This window comes from Nocardia sp. NPDC049935, assembly GCF_055586645.1.
In genome coordinates, this window is the sequence record NZ_JBVJHV010000001.1 from 272,571 (window position 1) to 289,648 (window position 17,078).

The window sequence follows — 17,078 nt, forward strand, 5'->3', positions numbered from 1 at the left end:
ACGTTCAAGCCGGTTGTTGCGAAGGATGGCGTCATGAACGGTGTCGAGGATTCGCGGGCGCCGAGGACCCGCATCACGGCGCGGGATATGGCGCAGATCGCGGTCTTCGCCGCGCTGATCGCCGCGCTGGGATTGCCGGGCGCGATCACAGTGGGCTTCAGCGGGGTGCCGATCACCGTGCAGACGCTCGGGGTGATCCTCGCGGGAGCGGTGCTGGGACCGCGTAAGGGCACGGCGGCCGTCGCGGTGTTCATCGCGCTCACACTCATCGGCCTGCCGCTGCTGTCCGGCGGGCGCACCGGGCTCACCGCGCTGGCGGGTCCGAGCGCCGGATACCTGGTCGGGTGGATTCCGGCCGCCTTCGTCATCGGCCTGCTGACCGCCCGGATCCTGCCGAAGTATCCGCCGGCGCCCGCGCTGGCGATCAACGCACTCGGCGGTCTGGTGATCATCTACCTCTTCGGGACCCTGGGCCTGATACTGCGCACCGACCTCGGACTGTGGGAGGCGATCAGCGCGAACGGCGCCTTCGTCCCGGGTGATCTGCTGAAGGTCGTCGTGGCCACCGTGGTCGCCAAGGGCGTGCATCGCGCGTATCCGGGGTTGATCGGTGGTTAGCCGGGAACTCGGCGGCGCCGCCGACGACCCGGCCCTCGACCTGGACGACCGCACCCTCACCTACCGCGAACTCGATCGCGAGATCGCCCGCGCCGAACCCACCGGCGGCCGCTACGACGTCTCCGAGCTGCCCCCGGGCGAAGCGCTGATCCGGGTCTGCGCCGCCGCGCGCCGGGGCCTGGCGGTGACCGTCGAGAACCCGGCGGCCCGCCCGCACCGGCCCGATACCCCGCCGGCCGGGGCGTTCCTGCTGGTCGCCACCTCCGGTTCCACCGGCCGCCCCCGGCCGCTCGCCCGGACCGCCGCCTCCTGGTACGACAGCTTCCCCGAGTTCACCGAGATCACCGGAGTGACCGGTACCGACCGGGTCCTGCTGACGGGCCCGCTGCACGCCACCATGCATCTGTTCGGCGCGCTGCACGCGCTGTGGCGCGGCGCCTGCGTCACCGACGACCCGTCCCGGGCCACCGTGGTCCACGCGGTACCGGCCGTACTCCGCGAGATCGTCGACAGCGCCCCGTTCCTGCGCACCGCCGTGCTGGCGGGGATCGCCCCCGATCCGGGGGCGCTGCGGGCGGCCCGTCACCTCCGGGTGGTCGAGTACTACGGATCCTCCGAGGTCTCACTGGTCGCCGCGCGGCTGGTCCCGGAACCGCTACGGCTGCTGAACGGAGTGGAGGCGCGGATCCGCGCGGGACTGCTCGAGGTCCGCTCCCCGTACACGGTGCTCGGCGCGCCCGAATGGTTCGGCGTGGGCGATCTCGCCGAACTCGGTGACCGCGGCGAGTTGCGGGTGCACGGCCGGGGCGAAGCGGTGATCAATGTCGGCGGCACCACCGTCGTCGCCGAGGACGTGGAACGCACGATCGCCGGGATCGACGGGGTGGTCGCGGTGGCCGTGATCGGGTCCGCGCACGCCGTATTCGGTGAAACGGTGACGGCGGCAGTACATCTGGACGGTATCGAGGTGGCCGAGGTACGGCGCCGGGCCCGCCGGATCCTGGCGAAGGAGGCGATGCCGCGGCGCTGGGTGACCGTCGGCGAACTGCCGGTCACGGCCGCCGGGAAACTCGCGCGCGGCCGGTTGAGAGAGTTGCTGGCATGACCCCGGTTCCCGTATTCGTCGCCGCCCGGCGGACCCCTGTCGGCACCGCCGGTCACGGGCTCGCCGCGCTCACCGTCCCGGATCTGGCGGCGCCCGTGCTGCGGACCGTCGCCGCGACGCTGCGTGAGGCGGGAGTAGAGGCCCCGGTCGACGATGTGGTTCTGGGCAACTGCCTGGGTCCCGGTGGCGACCCGGCCCGCATCGCGGCATTGCAGGCGGGGCTGGGAACCGCGGTGCCCGGAGTGACCGTCGACCGGCAGTGCGGTTCCGGGCTGGACGCGGTGATGCAGGCGGCCCTGCGGATCCGCAGCGGCTGGGACGATCTGATCCTGGCGGGCGGCGCCGAATCGGCCAGTACCGCGCCCTGGCGTTTCTGGCCGCCGGCCGGCGACGCCGAACCGGTGCGCTACACCCGCGCCCCTTTCGCGCCGGACGGTTTTCCCGACCCCGATATGGGGGTGGCCGCGGACGATCTCGCCCGGATCCGCGGTATCGGGCGGGACCGGCAGGACGAGTACGCGGCGCGTTCGCACTCCCGCGCGGCGGCCGCCGATTTCGCGGCGGAGATCGTACCCGTGGGCGGGCTGACGCGGGATCAGCGCATCCGGCCGGGAATGACGGCGGCGCGCCTGGCGCGCCTGCGGCCGAGTTTCGGCGCCGGCGGCACGGCGACGGCCGGTAATTCCTGCGGGATCTCCGACGGTGCCGCCTTCGTCGCGGTGACCACCGAGCGGGCGGCCGCCGCGGCCGGGCTACCGGCCCTGCGCATCGCCGGCTGCGCGGTGGCGGGTTCGGATCCGGCGCTGCCCGGACTGGGGCCCGTGCCCGCGATCCGCGCGGTACTGCGCCAGGCGGACCGCCGGGTGGACGATCTCGGCGTCGTGGAGATCACCGAGGCGTTCGCGTCGGTGGTGCTGGCGGTCGCCGACGAACTCGGCCTGGACGAGGACCTGATCTGCCCCGACGGCGGGGCGATCGCGATGGGTCATCCGTGGGGCGCCTCGGGGGCGGTGCTGCTGGTGCGGCTGGCCGCCCGGATGCTGCGCCCGGACGGTCCGGAGCTGGGGCTGGCGGCCTGCGCCATCGGCGGCGGGCAGGGTATCGCGGTACTGGTGGAGCGGGTGCGATGAGCGAAATCGTCTTCGACGGCGTGAATCACGCGTTCGGCGCCCGGCGGGTGCTGCGCGATATCGATCTGCGGATCACCGAACGCCGGGTCGGGATCATCGGCGCCAACGGGTCGGGGAAATCCACGCTGGCCCGGATGATCAACGGGCTGCTGACCCCGGCTTCGGGCACCGTCACCGTGGACGGCCTGGATGTGGCCCGTAAGGGCGGCCGGGTGCGCCGCAAGGTGGGCTTCGTGTTCACCGACCCCGACACCCAGATCGTCATGCCGACCGTCGCCGAGGATCTGGCCTTCTCGTTGCGCCGCAGCGGATTGGGCAAACCGGAGATCGCGGGCCGCGTCCAGGAGATCCTGGATCGCTTCGGACTGGCCGGGCACGCCGACCACCCCTCCCACCTGCTGTCGGGCGGTCAGAAGCAGTTGCTGGCGCTCGGCGCGGTGCTCATCCGGCGACCCGAAGTGATCGTCGCCGACGAGCCCACCACGCTGCTGGACCTGCGCAACGCGCGCCGGATCGCCGATGCGCTGGATTCGGTCGACCAGCAGGTCATCGTGGTGACCCACCAGCTGCCGCTGCTGGACGGTTTCGAACGGGTCATCGTGATCGACGACGGGGCAGTGGCCTTCGACGGTGCGCCGGCCGCGGCGGTACCCGCCTACCGGGAGCTGATCGAGTGATCGGTCTCTACCGCGCCGGGAATTCGCCCGTGCACCGGATACCGGCGGGCGGGAAACTGCTGCTGCTCCTGGTGAGCATCGTGGCGGCGACAGTGTTCGTCCGGACGCCGGCGCAGCTGGGAGTCGTCGCCGCGGTGGCGGCCGGGCTGTTCGCGCTGGCCCGGATCCCGTGGCGCGTCGCCCTGGCCCAGCTCCGCCCGGTGGTGTGGATGCTGGCGTTCATCGCGGTGTTCCAGGTACTGACGACGTCCCCGGCCCGGGCGGTCGTGGTGTGCGGTCTGCTGCTGGTCTCGGTGGCGCTGGCGGCGCTGGTCACCCTCACGACCCGGGTCACCGAGCTGCTCGACGCGGTGACCCGCGCGCTCGGCCCGCTGCGGCGGATCGGCGTGAACCCGGAGCGGGTGGGGTTGCTGCTGACGCTGGCGATCCGCTGTGTGCCGTTACTCGCCGAGATCGTGCGGGAGGTCGCCGACGCCCGGCGGGCCCGCGGCGTGCAGTGGTCGATGACCGCGCTGGTGACCCCCGTGCTCGTGCGGTCGCTGCGGACCGCCGACGCGATGGGCGAGGCGCTGGTGGCCCGCGGGGTCGACGATGAGTGAGCTGCTCGCCGAGCGCATCGCGCGCGGCGCCGCCAGCCATCCCGGCCTGACGGCGGTGCTCGCGACCGGCGCCGAGATCGACTATCGCCGGTTCTGGGACCGGGTCACGCGGGCCGCCGCGGGGCTGTCCGGGATGACCCGGGTGGCGGTACTGCCCTCCTCCGATATCGGCTCACTGATCGCTGTGGTCGCGGCGATGCGGGCCGGGGTGAGCGTCGTCCTGCTGCACCGGCACCTGGTGCCGGACCAGTTGCGCCTGGTGCTGGCACGGACCCGGCCCGGGGCCGTGGTCGGCGCGCCCGGCGGGCAGCGCCGGCTCCGCCATCTGGGCTTCTCCGGGGCGCTGCGCACCGCCGCGGACCTGGAGGCGGCGGGCACGCCCGGCCGCGCCGGCCCGGACTCCGAACTGCTGGTCGGGGTCACCTCCGGGACCACCGGCGAACCCAAACTCTTCGTCCGCGATCAGGCTTCCTGGGCCGCGACCCTGGATCGTTCCGACGCCACCTTCGATATCGCCGCCGGCGACCGGGTCGCGGTGCCCGGTGTCCTCGACCACACCCATTTCCTCTACGGCGCCCTGCACGCCCTCACCCGGGGCGCGACCGCCGATCTACGGCCGGCCACCGAATCGCTGCGCGACGGCGCGACCCACCTGTATTCGGTGCCCACCATCGCCTGGGACGTGGTGCGGTCGGCGACCGGACCGATCCCCGGGGTGCGAGAGGTGCTGTCCTCGGCCGCGCGCTGGCCCGCGAACGGCCGCGCCGCGCTCCAGGAGGTGCTGCCGGATGCCCGGCTGACCCATTTCTACGGCGCCTCGGAGCTGAGTTTCGTCTCCTTCGACCGGGGGCCGGGCGCGGGCGGCCCGGACGCGGCGGGGGAACTGTTCGACGGGGTGGACGTGCGGATCCGCGACGGGCTGGTGCATGTGCGCAGCGATATGGTCTTCCGCGGTTATCTCGGCGCGGAAGGGGTGGTGGACGGGCCGGTCGGCGGATGGGTGACGGTGGGTGACCGCGGTGCGCTCGACGGCCGGAGCCTGCGGCTGTTCGGCCGGGAGAGCGAAGTACTCATCCGCGGCGGGCTCAATGTCGAACCGGCCGCGGTGGAAGCCGCGCTCACCGCGATTCCGGGTGTGACCGAAGCCGCCTGTGTGGGGATCGCCGACGACCGGTGGGGGCAGATTCCGGTGGCGGCCGTCGTGGTGGGGCCCGGCGCGCCGGATACCGACGAGATACGGCGGCGGTTGCGCGCGACCTTGCCGGCGCCCAGCGTCCCGGCCCGGATCCGGCTGCTGGACCGGCTCCCGCGTACCGCGCGCGGCAAACTCGATCGCCCCGCGCTGATCGAGCGGATCGGCGGGGAGAACCTCCCGGACCGGTGAGAATGCCGCGGAGCTACTCGCCGCGCCGGTCGGTGGGTTCGCTCGCCGCGGCGGATCGGCCGGGCAGTGGATGGGCGAGGAAACCGTCGGCGAAGTACTGCATGGAACCGCAACCGTCACAACGGTATGCGTGCTGATGGAACAGTTCCTGACCCCACTCCGCGGGGTGGTCGGTGAGAATACCGGCCACCCCGGTGATGAAGCCGTGGGCGCCGAGGTAGGTGCGCTCCCGGGAGCACCAGGGACAGGTGAGATCGACCGCCGCGCGCCGGCGGCGGATCTCGTTGTCCTGCCGGTCGATTCGTTCGCGTGCCCGATCGATGTACTGCCGGGCCTGCTCCAGTGTCAGCTGTTCGGATCTCCCGAGATGATCGTCGTATCCGCCCGCGGAGGTCCGCAGCCGGGCGAATTCCGCGGCCGACCGTCGCACCTCCCGGGTACCGCCGAGTCCACCGTGGCTCCGGAAGCTGATCTCGGCGCGGGAAATGCCTTCCGGCAGACCGGCCGTCAATTTCACGCGTTTGGGATCGTCGGCGTCCGGCCGCGACTCGATTCCCCGTTCCGACACACCCGGAACAATACCGCCGCCGAACGTTTCCGGGGCGGTTGCCGAGGCGGCGTCCGGGCGCCGGGTGCGCCTGTGACGCAGCCCGGATCCGGCACTGCGTGGTGGCCGCGGTCCCGTCGCCGACCGTGGTGGGTGTGCGATGACATGGGCCACATTTTCGGTGTGCGGGTTATCGAATCCGCTGGTCAATGACCATATCTGTCGGATGACCGGTCACCGCCGCGCGGAAGGTCCGGACCAGTGGGAACTGTGCGTGCGCCCGTTCGGCGGGCGCGCGCGGCCGCCGGTGTTATCCGGCAGTGACACGTTGCGGTTATGTAGCGATTGTCGTTTTCGTCTCAGAACACCTGTTGCCAAGTTTGGGTAGTTCTTTACTATAAGAGGAGTTGACGATCGACGTTCCGGGCAGTCGGAACACAGCTGGCCACCGGGTTCCGGCCATGCGTTCAGATGTCGGTCGTCGGCTCGTAATCTTTTGCTCTGCAGCGTTTTCCAGCGGTGTTCGAGCTCTACCCAACCGGACGGCGTGGTTCCGGACCGGCTATCACCAGCAGTGGAGGTGCCCTCTCAGGTTTTGCTTATCCTTTACCAATACTATGGCGAAGGTTTAATGCTCGGCCCGTTGCCGTGCCGAGGACCTACTTCACCGCGAGATGCCGGTTCGCGGTCTGTGCCCGACTGGACATATTGATCGTCAACCGACCTCGGCCCCGCCGAGTCGGCGAAGGAGAACGATGGCAACCAAGAGTCCGAATGCCCCTGTGTCACAACCTGGTTCGGACCCCGCTGAAAACCCGGCCGGGTCCGGATCCAGAACACGTCTGACCTCGATCCTGCGCCACGACGTGCCGGCATCGATCGTGGTCTTCCTCGTCGCCCTACCGCTGTCGATCGGTATCGCGATCGCCTCCGGCGCCCCCGTGGCGGCCGGTCTCATCGCCGCCGTCATCGGCGGTATCGTCGCCGGTTCCCTCGGCGGCTCCGTCCTCCAGGTCAGCGGTCCGGCCGCTGGCCTCACCGTGATCGTCGCCGAATCGATCAACCAATTCGGCTGGCGGGTCACCTGTTTCATCGTGGTGGCCGCGGGCGTCCTGCAGATCCTGTTCGGATTGAGCCGCATCGCGCGCGCCGCGCTCGCGGTGGCGCCGGTGGTGGTGCACGCGATGCTCGCGGGTATCGGTGTCACCATCGCGCTGCAGCAGCTGCACGTACTGCTCGGCGGCGAATCCAACAGCACCGCCTGGTCCAACATCACCGAACTGCCCGCCCAGATCATGGCCGTGCACGGTCCCGCCGCGGTGCTGGGCGTCCTGGTCATCGCCATCATGCTGGGCTGGAAATACCTGCCCGAACGGGTGAAGGTGGTGCCGGGAGCGCTCGCCGCGATCGTGGCGGCCACCCTGGTCTCCCTGCTGTTCTCGATGGACGTCAAACGGGTCACCATCGACGGTTCGCTGTTCGACGCCATCGGCCTGCCCGAACTGCCCCGCAGCGACTGGGCCGGCGTGGCGATCATGATCCTGACCTTCGCGCTCATCGCCAGCGTCGAGAGTCTGCTGTCGGCGGTGGCCATCGACAAGATGCACACCGGCCCGCGGGCCGATTTCGACCGCGAGATGATCGGCCAGGGCTCGGCGAATGTGCTGTCGGGTCTGCTCGGCGGACTTCCGGTGACCGGTGTCATCGTGCGGAGTTCCACCAATGTGGCGGCGGGTGCGCGCAGCCGTGCCTCGGCCGTCCTGCACGGTGTCTGGCTGCTGGTCTTCTCGGTCGCCCTGGTCTCGCTCGTGGAGCAGATCCCGCTGGCGGCCCTCGCCGGTCTGCTGATCGTCATCGGTGTCCAGCTGGTGAAGATCGCCCATATCCGGCTCGCCCACCGCACCGGCGATCTCCTGGTCTACGCGGTGACCCTGGCCGCGGTGGTGTTCCTCAACCTGCTCGAGGGTGTTCTCATCGGTCTCGCGCTGGCCTTCGCCCTGCTGATCTGGCGGGTGGTGCGGGTCACGGTCGATGCCGAACAGCTCGGTGGCACCGATCGCTGGCTGGTGCGGATCGACGGTTCGTGCACCTTCCTGTCGCTGCCGAAACTGTCGACCACCTTCGCGAAGGTGCCGCAGGGTGCGCCGGTGACGGTGGAGATGACTGTGGATTTCCTCGATCACGCCGCCTTCGACGCCATCACCGACTGGACCCGCCAGCACGAGAGCAACGGGGGGACGGTCGATTTCGTGGAGATCGGCACCGCCCGGATGGAGCACGCCGAAACGGCTCCGCCGTCCCGCAGTACCGGCCGGGTGGTGCTCGACGATGTCCTCGGCCCGTGGCGGTTCGGGCGCAACGGTTCCGACGAGCGCACCGAATCCGGTGGCGATCCGCTGGTGAGCGGTATCGCGGCCTACCACCGCAGCCACGCCCATGTGATGCGCCCGCATCTGGACGAGCTGCGGAACGGGCAGGACCCCGATTCGTTCTTCCTGACCTGCTCGGATTCGCGGATCGTGCCCAATGTGATCACCAACAGCGGCCCGGGCGACCTGTTCACCGTGCGCAACGTCGGCAACCTGGTGCCCGAACACGGTGACGCGTCGGTCGAGGCGGCGCTGGTGTTCGCGCTGGAGAAGCTGAACGTCCGCTCGGTGGTGGTGTGCGGGCATTCGTCCTGCGGGGCGATGGGCGCGCTGCACTCCGGTGAATCGGCCGGGCCGGGAATCGACCGCTGGCTCGAACACGGCCGGCCCAGCCTGGCGCGCTACCGGGCCGGGCACGCGGTCGGGCGGGCCGCCGAAGCCGCCGGCTACGGCGCGGTGGAGCAGCTGAGCATGGTCAATATCGCGGTGCAGCTGGAGAACCTGCGGCGCCATCCGGCGGTGGCGCGGGCCATCGAGGAACGCGGGATCACCGTCTCCGGTCTGTTCTTCGATATCGCCAGTGCCCGGGTCCTCGAGGTGCGCGTCGACGGTATCGCGCCCATCGAGGAGAACGAGGGCCTGATGGAGCAGCTGCAGCAGCGGGAAACGGCATCCGCGGGGAAGTGACCGCCCGGCCGCTGTGGCCGGCGCCCGCCGGTCACAGCGGCCGGAACGGTGTCTGCTCGTAGGCTGGTTCTCGTGGAGAACCGTTCCGATACCGTCGACGACAGCCCCGGTGCGCAGACCGCCGGAGGTGATGAGTCCGGAGAGGGCAGTACGGAGGGCCGGTCGGCGCCGCATTTCTGGCGCGCCTACCGGGACCGGATCGCGCGCCGCCCTACGCTCGAACTCGTCTACCGGGTCGGGGTGGCGGTGATCGGCACCGCGGTATTCGTCGTGGGTGTGATCACCATTCCGTTCCCCGGCCCCGGCTGGGCCCTGGTATTCGCCGGTATCGGCATTCTGGCCACCGAATTCGCGGTGGCCAGACGCGCGCTGGTGTGGTTGCGGGACAAATACCGCCGCGGGATGGCCTGGTACATCTCGCGCGGGCCGCTGATGCAGGTCCTGGCGTTCCTGGCGACCTGCGCGGTGGTCGTGGCCACGCTGTGGGTGCTCGGAACGTTCGGATTGGTCGGCGACTGGATCGGAGTCGAATGGCAGTTGTTGCGCAGTCCCCTGATGTCGTGAACGTACGGGGGCGGATGCTCGTCGACGACGCGTGGCTGGCCGCGCGGATCGCGGATCTCAACGCCTCCTGGCGGACCGATTCGACGCGGGTGGGCGCCACGCTGTGGTGGTGTATGACGGCCTCCGCACTGGTCGAACAGGTGGTGGGGGCGCTGGCGCGCCGGCGGCCCATCCCGGAACCCACGCTGGACCGGCTGGAGTTGCGGCTGCGCGCGGACGGGTCGGTCGAGCGGGTCGCCCTGCGACCCGGCGCGGACGGAGTGGGGCACACCGAAGGGTCCGCCGGGACCGGGGCCGAAACGGCGGAGGTCGCGGTGGCGCTGCGGGCGACCCTCGGCGCGGTGATCGACCGGCTCGCCGCCGTCTCCGGGGTGCGCGAACCCGCGCTGTGGGCGGTGGTCACCGATGTGATCGCCAGCTGGGCGGTCGATGCCGGGGAGCCCGCGGTCGGGCGGCGGCTGGCCGACGCGATGGGTTCCGGACTCCCCGAGCCCCGGTTCGTCGAGGTCGCCGGGCGGACCTTCGTCCGGCGGGCATCCTGCTGCCTGGTCTACGAGGCCCCCGGTTGCGAGAAATGCGTGAGCTGCCCCAAACGCCGGCCCGAGGAGCGCGAAGCACTGCTGGCCGACTACGCGCGCCGGGGGTGACGACCTCGCCCGGTCCATCGACACGGGTTCGGGGCCGTGCCGATAGCATGGTCGCGGCCGGGCCGTGCCCGGTCACCGATCGACGGCACAGGCCGTCACACACCGGAGCGAGCCGGAACGATACCGGCCGCGTAGAGCCGAGGAGAGCGCCACCGTGACCACCACAGCCCCCCGCAGCCCAGTCACCCCCGTCCGGGTGCCTGCCGGGACTACGGCGGGCGCCGCGGTGCGGGAGGCGGGCCTGCCGACCAAGGGCCCGGACACGGTGGTCGTGGTCCGGGACGCCGCCGGCACCCTCAAGGATCTGTCCTGGATCCCCGAGGTGGACACCGAGGTCACCCCGGTCGCCGCGAACACCGAGGACGGCCGCAGCGTGATCCGGCATTCGGCCGCGCATGTGCTGGCCCAGGCGGTGCAGCAGGAGTTCCCCGAGGCGGTGCTCGGTATCGGCCCGCCCATCAAGGACGGTTTCTACTACGACTTCCGGGTCGACCGGCCCTTCACTCCCGAGGATCTGGTGAAACTGGAATCCCGGATGAAGAAGATCGTCAAGGGCGCGCAGCGGTTCTCCCGCCGGGTGGTCGAGGTGGACCAGGCGCGGATCGAACTGGCCAAGGAGCCGTTCAAACTCGAGCTGATCGGCGACAAATCCGGAATCGACGATCCGGAGATCATGGAGGTCGGCGGTAACGAGCTGACCATCTACGACAATCTCGACCCGCGCACCGGCGAACGGGTGTGGGGCGATCTGTGCCGGGGCCCGCATATCCCCACCACCAAGTTCATCCCGGCCTTCACCCTGACCCGCAGTTCGGCGGCGTACTGGCGGGGTGACCAGAACCGCGAGGGTCTGCAGCGCATCTACGGCACCGCCTGGGAATCGGCCGAGGCGCAGGACGAATACCTGCACATGCTGGCCGAGGCGGAGAAGCGCGACCACCGCAAACTCGGCCTGGAACTGGATCTGTTCTCCTTCCCCGACGAACTGGGGTCGGGCCTGCCGGTCTTCCATCCCAAGGGCGGCATCATCCGCAAGGAGATGGAGGACTACTCGCGTCAGCAGCATGTGGAGGCGGGCTACGAGTTCGTCAACACCCCGCATATCACCAAGGCGCATCTGTTCGAGACCTCCAAGCACCTCGAGTGGTACGCCGACGGGATGTACCCGCCCATGCACCTGGACGCCGAACTCGACGAGGACGGCGCCGTCCGCAAACCGGGGCAGGACTACTACCTCAAACCCATGAACTGCCCGATGCACAACCTGATCTACCGGTCCCGCGGCCGGTCGTACCGGGAACTGCCGCTGCGGCTGTTCGAATTCGGGTCGGTGTACCGCTACGAGAAGTCCGGGGTGGTGCACGGCCTGACCCGGGCCCGCGGTTTCACCCAGGACGACGCGCACCTCTACTGCACCCAGGACCAGGTCGTCGAGGAACTCACCACGACCCTGCGGTTCGTGCTGGACCTGCTGAAGGCCTACGGCCTGGACGACTTCTACCTCGAGTTGTCCACCAAGGATCCCGATAAGTACGTCGGCTCCGACGACCTGTGGGACGAGGCCACCGCGACCCTGCGCCAGGTGGGGGAGGCCTCCGGGCTGGAACTGGTGCCGGATCCGGGCGGCGCCGCCTTCTACGGCCCGAAGATCTCCGTGCAGACCCGCGACGCGCTCGGCCGCAACTGGCAGATGTCGACCATCCAGCTCGATTTCTTCGAACCGGATCTGTTCGAACTCGAATACACCGCCTCCGACGGCACCAAGAAACGCCCGGTGATGATTCATCGTGCGCTGTTCGGTTCGATCGAACGCTTCTTCGGCGTGCTCACCGAGCACTACGCGGGGGCCTTCCCGGCCTGGCTGGCGCCGGTGCAGGTGGTGGGGATCCCGGTGGCCGACACCTTCGTGCCGCATCTCGACGGGGTGGTGGGCCGGTTGCGAGCCGCCGGAGTCCGCGCCGAGGTGGACCGGGGCGACGACCGGATGCAGAAGAAGATCTTCAACCACACCGCCCAGAAGGTGCCGTTCATGCTGCTGGCGGGGGCCCGGGATGTCGAAGCGGGTGCGGTGAGCTTCCGGTTCCGGGACGGGACACAGGTCAACGGGGTGGCGGTGGACGAGGCGGTGCGCGTGATCACGGACTGGGTCCGGCGACGCGACAACACCTCGCCGACCGCCGATACGGTCCGCCCCCTGGTGGACGGCGCCGGCGGTGCGCCCGAGTGATGCCGGGGCGGCCCGGGCGGGAAAGGGAATGGAGTATGAGTGAGCGTACGGCGCCGGACGGGCTGACCGGATCGGCCGAAACCGGCGCGGCCGCGGGGCACGGCGATATCGTCGATCGCGGTGCGGGCGAACCGGATCGGCTGCAGCGGCTGTGGACGCCCTACCGGATGTCCTATATCGCCGAAGCCGCGACCACCGCGCCCAAGGGCGCGACCGGGCATCCGTTCACCGATATCCCCACGATGTCCGATGAGGACGGCCTGGTGGTCGCCCGCGGCGAACAGGTGTACGCGGTACTGAACCTGTACCCCTACAACCCGGGCCACATGATGGTGGTCCCGTACCGCCGGGTCGCGAATCTCGAGGATCTCACCGTCGCCGAAGCCGGCGAACTGATGGAGTTCACGCAGCGCGCGATCCGCACGATGAAGAAGGTGTCGCGCCCGCACGGTTTCAACGTCGGACTCAACCTGGGCGGGGTCGCGGGCGGATCCCTGGCCGACCACCTGCACCAGCACATCGTGCCGCGCTGGGGCGGGGACGCGAACTTCATCACGGTGATCGGCGGGGCCAAAGTGATGCCGCAGCTGCTGCGGGAGACGCGGGCGCTGCTGGCCTCGGCCTGGGAGGACGTGTAGGTGCTGAGCATCTTCGGGCGGGCGACCTTCGCCAAGGCCACCGCCCCACTGGGTAGGGCCCTGGTCGGCACGGGCCTCACTCCGGACGCCGTCACCCTCATCGGCACCGCCGCCTCGATCGCGGCCGCGGTCACCCTGTTCCCCACCGGGCATCTGTTCTGGGGAACCATGCTGATCTGGCTGTTCGTCATGTTCGACATGCTCGACGGCGCCATGGCCCGGGCCCGGGGTGGCGGCACGCGCTACGGCGCGGTGCTCGACGCCACCTGCGACCGCGTCGCCGACGGCTCCATCTTCGGCAGCCTGGCCTGGTGGGCGGTGTACCACGAGCAGAGCAAACCGCTGTTCGTCGCCACCCTCGTGGTGCTGGTGACCTCGCAGGTGATCTCGTACGCCAAGGCGCGGGCCGAGGCCAGCGGGCTCTCCGCGGACGGCGGGCTCATCGAACGCCCGGACCGCCTGGTGATCGTGCTGGTCGGCGCCGGGCTGACCGGTATCGGGGGACACTGGGGTATCGGCTGGCTCACCTGGGCGGTGCATGTGGCCATGTGGATTCTGGCGGTGCTCAGCATCGTGACGGTGGGCCAGCGAGTACTGGCGGTGCGCAATTCACCGGGCGCCCGGGAGATCCTGGGTGGCCCGCGTGCGGATACGGAGCAGTCGAAGTGAGTGGTTGGCGGTCCGAGCTCAGCGATCGCGGTTACGCGGCGGGCTGGCGGCTGGTGCGCGCCCTGCCGGAACCCGCGGCGCGGGCGCTGTTCGACCGCGGCGGTGATTTCGCCGCGCGCAAGGGCGGCCCGATCCAGTTGCGGCGCAACCTCGCCCGGGTACTCGGCACGACCCCCGACGAGGTGCCCGCCGACCTGATCCGGGCGAGTATGCGGTCCTACGCCCGGTATTGGCGGGAAGCGTTCCGCCTGCCGGCGATGGACCACGCCGAACTCGTGGCATCCGGTCGTATCAGGGTCGACGGGCGCGAGCATCTCGACGCCGCGCTGGCCCGGGGCCGCGGAATAGTGTTCGTGCTGCCACATTCGGGCAACTGGGATATGGCCGGGACCTGGCTGGCCCAGAACTACGGCACCTTCACCACCGTGATGGAACGGCTGCAGCCGGAATCGCTGTTCGAGCGTTTCGTGGCCTACCGGGAGAGCCTGGGCTTCGAGGTCTTCCCGCTGACCGGTGGTGAACAGCCACCCTTCGCGACGCTGGCGCGACGGTTGCGGGAGAACAGGATCGTCTGCCTGATGGGTGAGCGCGACCTCACCGGTCGCGGGGTCCCGGTGACCTTCTTCGGCGAGCGCACCTGGATGCCGGCGGGCGCGGCGAAACTGGCCCTCGAGACCGGCGCCGCGCTGATGCCGGTCCATGTGTGGTTCACCGCCGACGCCGGACGCGAGAGCTGGGTGGTGCACACCCGGGAACCACTCGACGTCTCGTCCGGGGTCGCCGCCGCCACCCAGGACCTGGCCGATTGTTTCGCCGAGGGAATCGCCGCCCATCCCGCCGACTGGCATATGTTGCAGCCGCTGTGGGAGACCGATCTGTCCGAGGCCCGGCTGGACCGGATCGCCGCCGAACAGGCGCGTCGCGATCCGCAGTCGCTCGAGGCCGGTGGAGACCGCGCGCCATGAGAATCGGGATGGTGTGCCCGTACAGTTTCGACGTTCCCGGCGGCGTCCAGGCACATGTGGTGGAACTGGCGCAGGTGTTCCTGGAGCGCGGCCACAAGGTGAGCGTGCTCGCGCCGGCCTCGGAGACCACGGAACTCCCCGATTTCGTGGTGTCGGCCGGGCGCGCGGTCGCGATCCCCTACAACGGGTCGGTGGCGCGGTTGTCCTTCGGCCCGACCGCCTACACCCGGATCCGCCGCTGGATCGAGAGCAACGATTTCGACGTCCTGCATATCCACGAACCCAACGCGCCCAGTCTGTCGATGCTGGCGCTGAAGATCGCCGAGGGCCCGATCGTGGCCACCTTCCACACCTCCACCACCAAATCGCTGGTGCTCGCGACCTTCCAGGGCGTCCTGCGGCCCTATCACGAGAAGATCAGCGGCCGGATCGCGGTATCGGAGCTGGCGCGGCGCTGGCAGGTGGAGGCGCTGGGCTCGGACGCGGTGGAGATTCCCAACGGCGTCGACGTGCAGGCGTTCCGCCGGGCGCCGCTGCTGGACGGCTATCCGCGCCCCGGTGGCACCGTGCTGTTCCTGGGCCGCTACGACGAACCCCGGAAGGGGATGCAGGTCCTGCTGGCGGCCCTGCCCACTCTGGTGGCACGGCACCTGGATGTCGAAGTGCTGATCGTGGGCCGCGGCGACGAGGAGCGGCTGCGCCGCGAAGCCGGCCCGCTGGCCCGGCACCTGCGGTTCCTCGGCCAGGTCTCCGACGCGGAGAAGGCCTCGGCCATGCGCAGCGCCGATGTCTACGTCGCCCCGAATCTGGGCGGCGAGAGCTTCGGGATCATTCTGATCGAGGCCATGGCCGCGGGCACCGCCGTGGTGGCGGGTGAACTCGACGCGTTCCGGCGGGTGCTGCGCGACGGCACCGCGGGTCTGCTGGTCCCCGTCGGCGATTCGGGAGCTCTCGCCGAAGCCCTCGATACCGTGCTCACCGACGATATGCGCCGCGCCGAACTGGTACGGACCGCGACCCAGGTGGTCGGCTCCTACGACTGGCCCGTGGTGGCCGAACAGATCCTGCGGGTCTACGAAACCGTGGTGGTCGGCGATGTGCGGGTGCGGGTGGCCGGATGATCACCTTCTCCGCGACCACCGTTCTCGTCCTCGCCCTGATCGCCGCGGTGGTCGTGGCATCCGGTGTCCTGGCCTACTCCACCGCCAACCGCCTCGACCGGCTGCACGTGCGCACCGACCTCGCCTGGCACGCCCTCGAGGCCGCGCTGGCGCGCCGCGCGGTGGTGGCCCGGGCCGTGGCGGTCTCCTTGGCCGGCCCCGCCGCCACCGACCCCGCCGCGGACCGGCATCCCGCCGACCTGGCCCGGCGTCTCACCGTGCTCGCCGACCGCGCCGAACGCGCGGACCGCGAAGAGCGCGAGACCGTCGAGAACCAGCTGGCCACGGCCCTGTCCGCGGTCGACATCGCGCGGCTTCCGCCGCAGCAGGTCGCCGAACTCGCCGACGCCGAGGCCCGGGTGCTGATCGCGCGCCGCTTCCACAACGACGCGGTCCGCGACACCCTGGCGCTACGCACCCGCCGTCCGGTGCGCTGGCTGCGCCTGGGCGGTACCGCACCCATGCCCACCTATTTCGAGATCGCCGAACGCGCCACCCCCGCCGCCGCCACCGGCCTGGAGGTCGACACCGTCCGGGTATCGGCACGAGTGGCCCTGCTGGACGAGGCGGGCCGCATCCTGCTCATGCGCGGCCGCGACCCGATGATCCCCGAGGTCTCCTTCTGGTTCACCGTCGGCGGAGGAGTGGAACCCGGCGAAACCCTGCGCGCGGCCGCCGTCCGCGAACTGCACGAGGAAACCGGCTACACCGCTGACCCCGACGACCTCCGCGGCCCGCTGTGGCGCCGCGTGGCGGTGTTCCCGTTCAACGGCGACCTCATCCGCTCCGAGGAGCTGTTCTTCGCCCTGCGCGTGCAGAACTTCGCTCCGCAGGCCGCCGACCTGACCTACGTCGAACAACGCTCGATCACCGGCAACCGCTGGTGCGATCCCCACGAGATCCGCGCCCTGGACACCTCCGGCGAAACGGTCTACCCGTACCACTTGGACGAACTCCTGGCCGAGGCCGCCACCGCCGCCGACAGCGACACCGACCCGGAAGTGCGGAGTATCAGATAATCGGGTGAGGGATTGACGGCCGGATCCGGCCCCGATATATTTCATCGCCTCATGGGTACTTTGTTGTTCTTCC

16 protein-coding genes are annotated in these 17,078 nt (G+C 70.3%); 15 read left to right on the top strand and 1 reads right to left on the bottom strand.

What is annotated here, in order from left to right; all coding sequences use genetic code 11:
• The first annotated feature begins 33 nt into the window (after positions 1 to 33).
• From ACZ6SF_RS01315 to ACZ6SF_RS01340, 6 genes are read left to right on the top strand one after another with little or no spacing between them, the layout of a single operon-like run.
• Positions 34 to 618, top strand: a complete 585-nt coding sequence (locus tag ACZ6SF_RS01315) for a biotin transporter BioY (RefSeq protein WP_466059656.1) — start codon at positions 34 to 36, stop codon at positions 616 to 618.
• Positions 611 to 1,723: an AMP-binding protein gene (locus tag ACZ6SF_RS01320; RefSeq protein ID WP_466059657.1), complete on the top strand. Its 1,113-nt coding sequence runs from the start codon at positions 611 to 613 to the stop codon at positions 1,721 to 1,723. Before ACZ6SF_RS01315 ends, ACZ6SF_RS01320 begins: the two co-directional genes overlap by 8 nt.
• Positions 1,720 to 2,853, top strand: coding sequence for a thiolase family protein (locus tag ACZ6SF_RS01325; protein ID WP_466059659.1), 1,134 nt, complete (start codon positions 1,720 to 1,722; stop codon positions 2,851 to 2,853). Before ACZ6SF_RS01320 ends, ACZ6SF_RS01325 begins: the two co-directional genes overlap by 4 nt.
• Positions 2,850 to 3,530, top strand: coding sequence for an energy-coupling factor ABC transporter ATP-binding protein (locus tag ACZ6SF_RS01330; RefSeq protein ID WP_466059661.1), 681 nt, complete (start codon positions 2,850 to 2,852; stop codon positions 3,528 to 3,530). The genes ACZ6SF_RS01325 and ACZ6SF_RS01330 overlap by 4 nt, the downstream gene beginning before the upstream one ends.
• Positions 3,527 to 4,129 carry an energy-coupling factor transporter transmembrane component T family protein gene (locus ACZ6SF_RS01335; RefSeq protein ID WP_466059663.1) on the top strand — a complete coding sequence of 201 codons (603 nt, stop codon included), beginning with the start codon at positions 3,527 to 3,529 and terminating at the stop codon, positions 4,127 to 4,129. Before ACZ6SF_RS01330 ends, ACZ6SF_RS01335 begins: the two co-directional genes overlap by 4 nt.
• Positions 4,122 to 5,513 carry an AMP-binding protein gene (locus ACZ6SF_RS01340; protein WP_466059665.1) on the top strand — a complete coding sequence of 464 codons (1,392 nt, stop codon included), beginning with the start codon at positions 4,122 to 4,124 and terminating at the stop codon, positions 5,511 to 5,513. Before ACZ6SF_RS01335 ends, ACZ6SF_RS01340 begins: the two co-directional genes overlap by 8 nt.
• A 13-nt stretch (positions 5,514 to 5,526) precedes the next feature.
• On the opposite strand, the gene ACZ6SF_RS01345 is transcribed toward ACZ6SF_RS01340, so the two are convergent.
• A complete protein-coding gene (locus ACZ6SF_RS01345; RefSeq protein ID WP_466059666.1) occupies positions 5,527 to 6,081 on the bottom strand; it encodes a hypothetical protein in 555 nt (184 codons plus the stop codon).
• 734 nt (positions 6,082 to 6,815) lie between these two features.
• On the opposite strand from ACZ6SF_RS01345, the gene ACZ6SF_RS01350 reads away from it, so the two are divergent.
• The 9 genes from ACZ6SF_RS01350 (at position 6,816) to ACZ6SF_RS01390 (ending at position 17,005) form a co-directional block, all read left to right on the top strand.
• Positions 6,816 to 9,116 carry a SulP family inorganic anion transporter gene (locus ACZ6SF_RS01350; RefSeq protein WP_466059668.1) on the top strand — a complete coding sequence of 767 codons (2,301 nt, stop codon included), beginning with the start codon at positions 6,816 to 6,818 and terminating at the stop codon, positions 9,114 to 9,116.
• 72 nt (positions 9,117 to 9,188) lie between these two features.
• The gene (locus tag ACZ6SF_RS01355) at positions 9,189 to 9,680 is read left to right on the top strand and encodes a TIGR02611 family protein (RefSeq protein WP_466059670.1); all 492 of its coding nucleotides are present in this window, start codon (positions 9,189 to 9,191) and stop codon (positions 9,678 to 9,680) included.
• Positions 9,677 to 10,327 carry a (2Fe-2S)-binding protein gene (locus ACZ6SF_RS01360; RefSeq protein WP_466059672.1) on the top strand — a complete coding sequence of 217 codons (651 nt, stop codon included), beginning with the start codon at positions 9,677 to 9,679 and terminating at the stop codon, positions 10,325 to 10,327. Before ACZ6SF_RS01355 ends, ACZ6SF_RS01360 begins: the two co-directional genes overlap by 4 nt.
• A 154-nt stretch (positions 10,328 to 10,481) precedes the next feature.
• Positions 10,482 to 12,554 carry a threonine--tRNA ligase gene (gene thrS / locus ACZ6SF_RS01365; protein WP_466059674.1) on the top strand — a complete coding sequence of 691 codons (2,073 nt, stop codon included), beginning with the start codon at positions 10,482 to 10,484 and terminating at the stop codon, positions 12,552 to 12,554.
• Between the two features lie 35 nt (positions 12,555 to 12,589).
• Positions 12,590 to 13,192: an ATP adenylyltransferase gene (locus ACZ6SF_RS01370; protein ID WP_466059676.1), complete on the top strand. Its 603-nt coding sequence runs from the start codon at positions 12,590 to 12,592 to the stop codon at positions 13,190 to 13,192.
• Positions 13,193 to 13,861 (top strand): phosphatidylinositol phosphate synthase, encoded by a 669-nt coding sequence (gene pgsA / locus ACZ6SF_RS01375; protein WP_466059678.1) that lies wholly within the window; start codon positions 13,193 to 13,195, stop codon positions 13,859 to 13,861. It begins immediately after the preceding gene.
• The gene (locus tag ACZ6SF_RS01380) at positions 13,858 to 14,826 is read left to right on the top strand and encodes a phosphatidylinositol mannoside acyltransferase (protein ID WP_466059680.1); all 969 of its coding nucleotides are present in this window, start codon (positions 13,858 to 13,860) and stop codon (positions 14,824 to 14,826) included. The genes pgsA and ACZ6SF_RS01380 overlap by 4 nt, the downstream gene beginning before the upstream one ends.
• Entirely contained in the window at positions 14,823 to 15,947 is a 1,125-nt protein-coding gene (locus ACZ6SF_RS01385; protein WP_466059682.1) for a glycosyltransferase family 4 protein, read from the top strand. Before ACZ6SF_RS01380 ends, ACZ6SF_RS01385 begins: the two co-directional genes overlap by 4 nt.
• Positions 15,947 to 17,005 carry an NUDIX domain-containing protein gene (locus ACZ6SF_RS01390; protein WP_466061303.1) on the top strand — a complete coding sequence of 353 codons (1,059 nt, stop codon included), beginning with the start codon at positions 15,947 to 15,949 and terminating at the stop codon, positions 17,003 to 17,005. The genes ACZ6SF_RS01385 and ACZ6SF_RS01390 overlap by 1 nt, the downstream gene beginning before the upstream one ends.
• Positions 17,006 to 17,078 lie beyond the last annotated feature (73 nt).

What these genes read in the sequence shown, in the direction of transcription:
- ACZ6SF_RS01370 (WP_466059676.1), top strand. Translation starts at nt 12,590, where the DNA reads ATGAGTGAGCGTACGGCGCCGGACGGGCTGACCGGATCGGCCGAAACC.
- ACZ6SF_RS01315 (WP_466059656.1), top strand. Translation starts at nt 34, where the DNA reads ATGAACGGTGTCGAGGATTCGCGGGCGCCGAGGACCCGCATCACGGCG.
- ACZ6SF_RS01330 (WP_466059661.1), top strand. Translation starts at nt 2,850, where the DNA reads ATGAGCGAAATCGTCTTCGACGGCGTGAATCACGCGTTCGGCGCCCGG.
- ACZ6SF_RS01340 (WP_466059665.1), top strand. Translation starts at nt 4,122, where the DNA reads ATGAGTGAGCTGCTCGCCGAGCGCATCGCGCGCGGCGCCGCCAGCCAT.
- ACZ6SF_RS01385 (WP_466059682.1), top strand. Translation starts at nt 14,823, where the DNA reads ATGAGAATCGGGATGGTGTGCCCGTACAGTTTCGACGTTCCCGGCGGC.
- ACZ6SF_RS01325 (WP_466059659.1), top strand. Translation starts at nt 1,720, where the DNA reads ATGACCCCGGTTCCCGTATTCGTCGCCGCCCGGCGGACCCCTGTCGGC.
- ACZ6SF_RS01350 (WP_466059668.1), top strand. Translation starts at nt 6,816, where the DNA reads ATGGCAACCAAGAGTCCGAATGCCCCTGTGTCACAACCTGGTTCGGAC.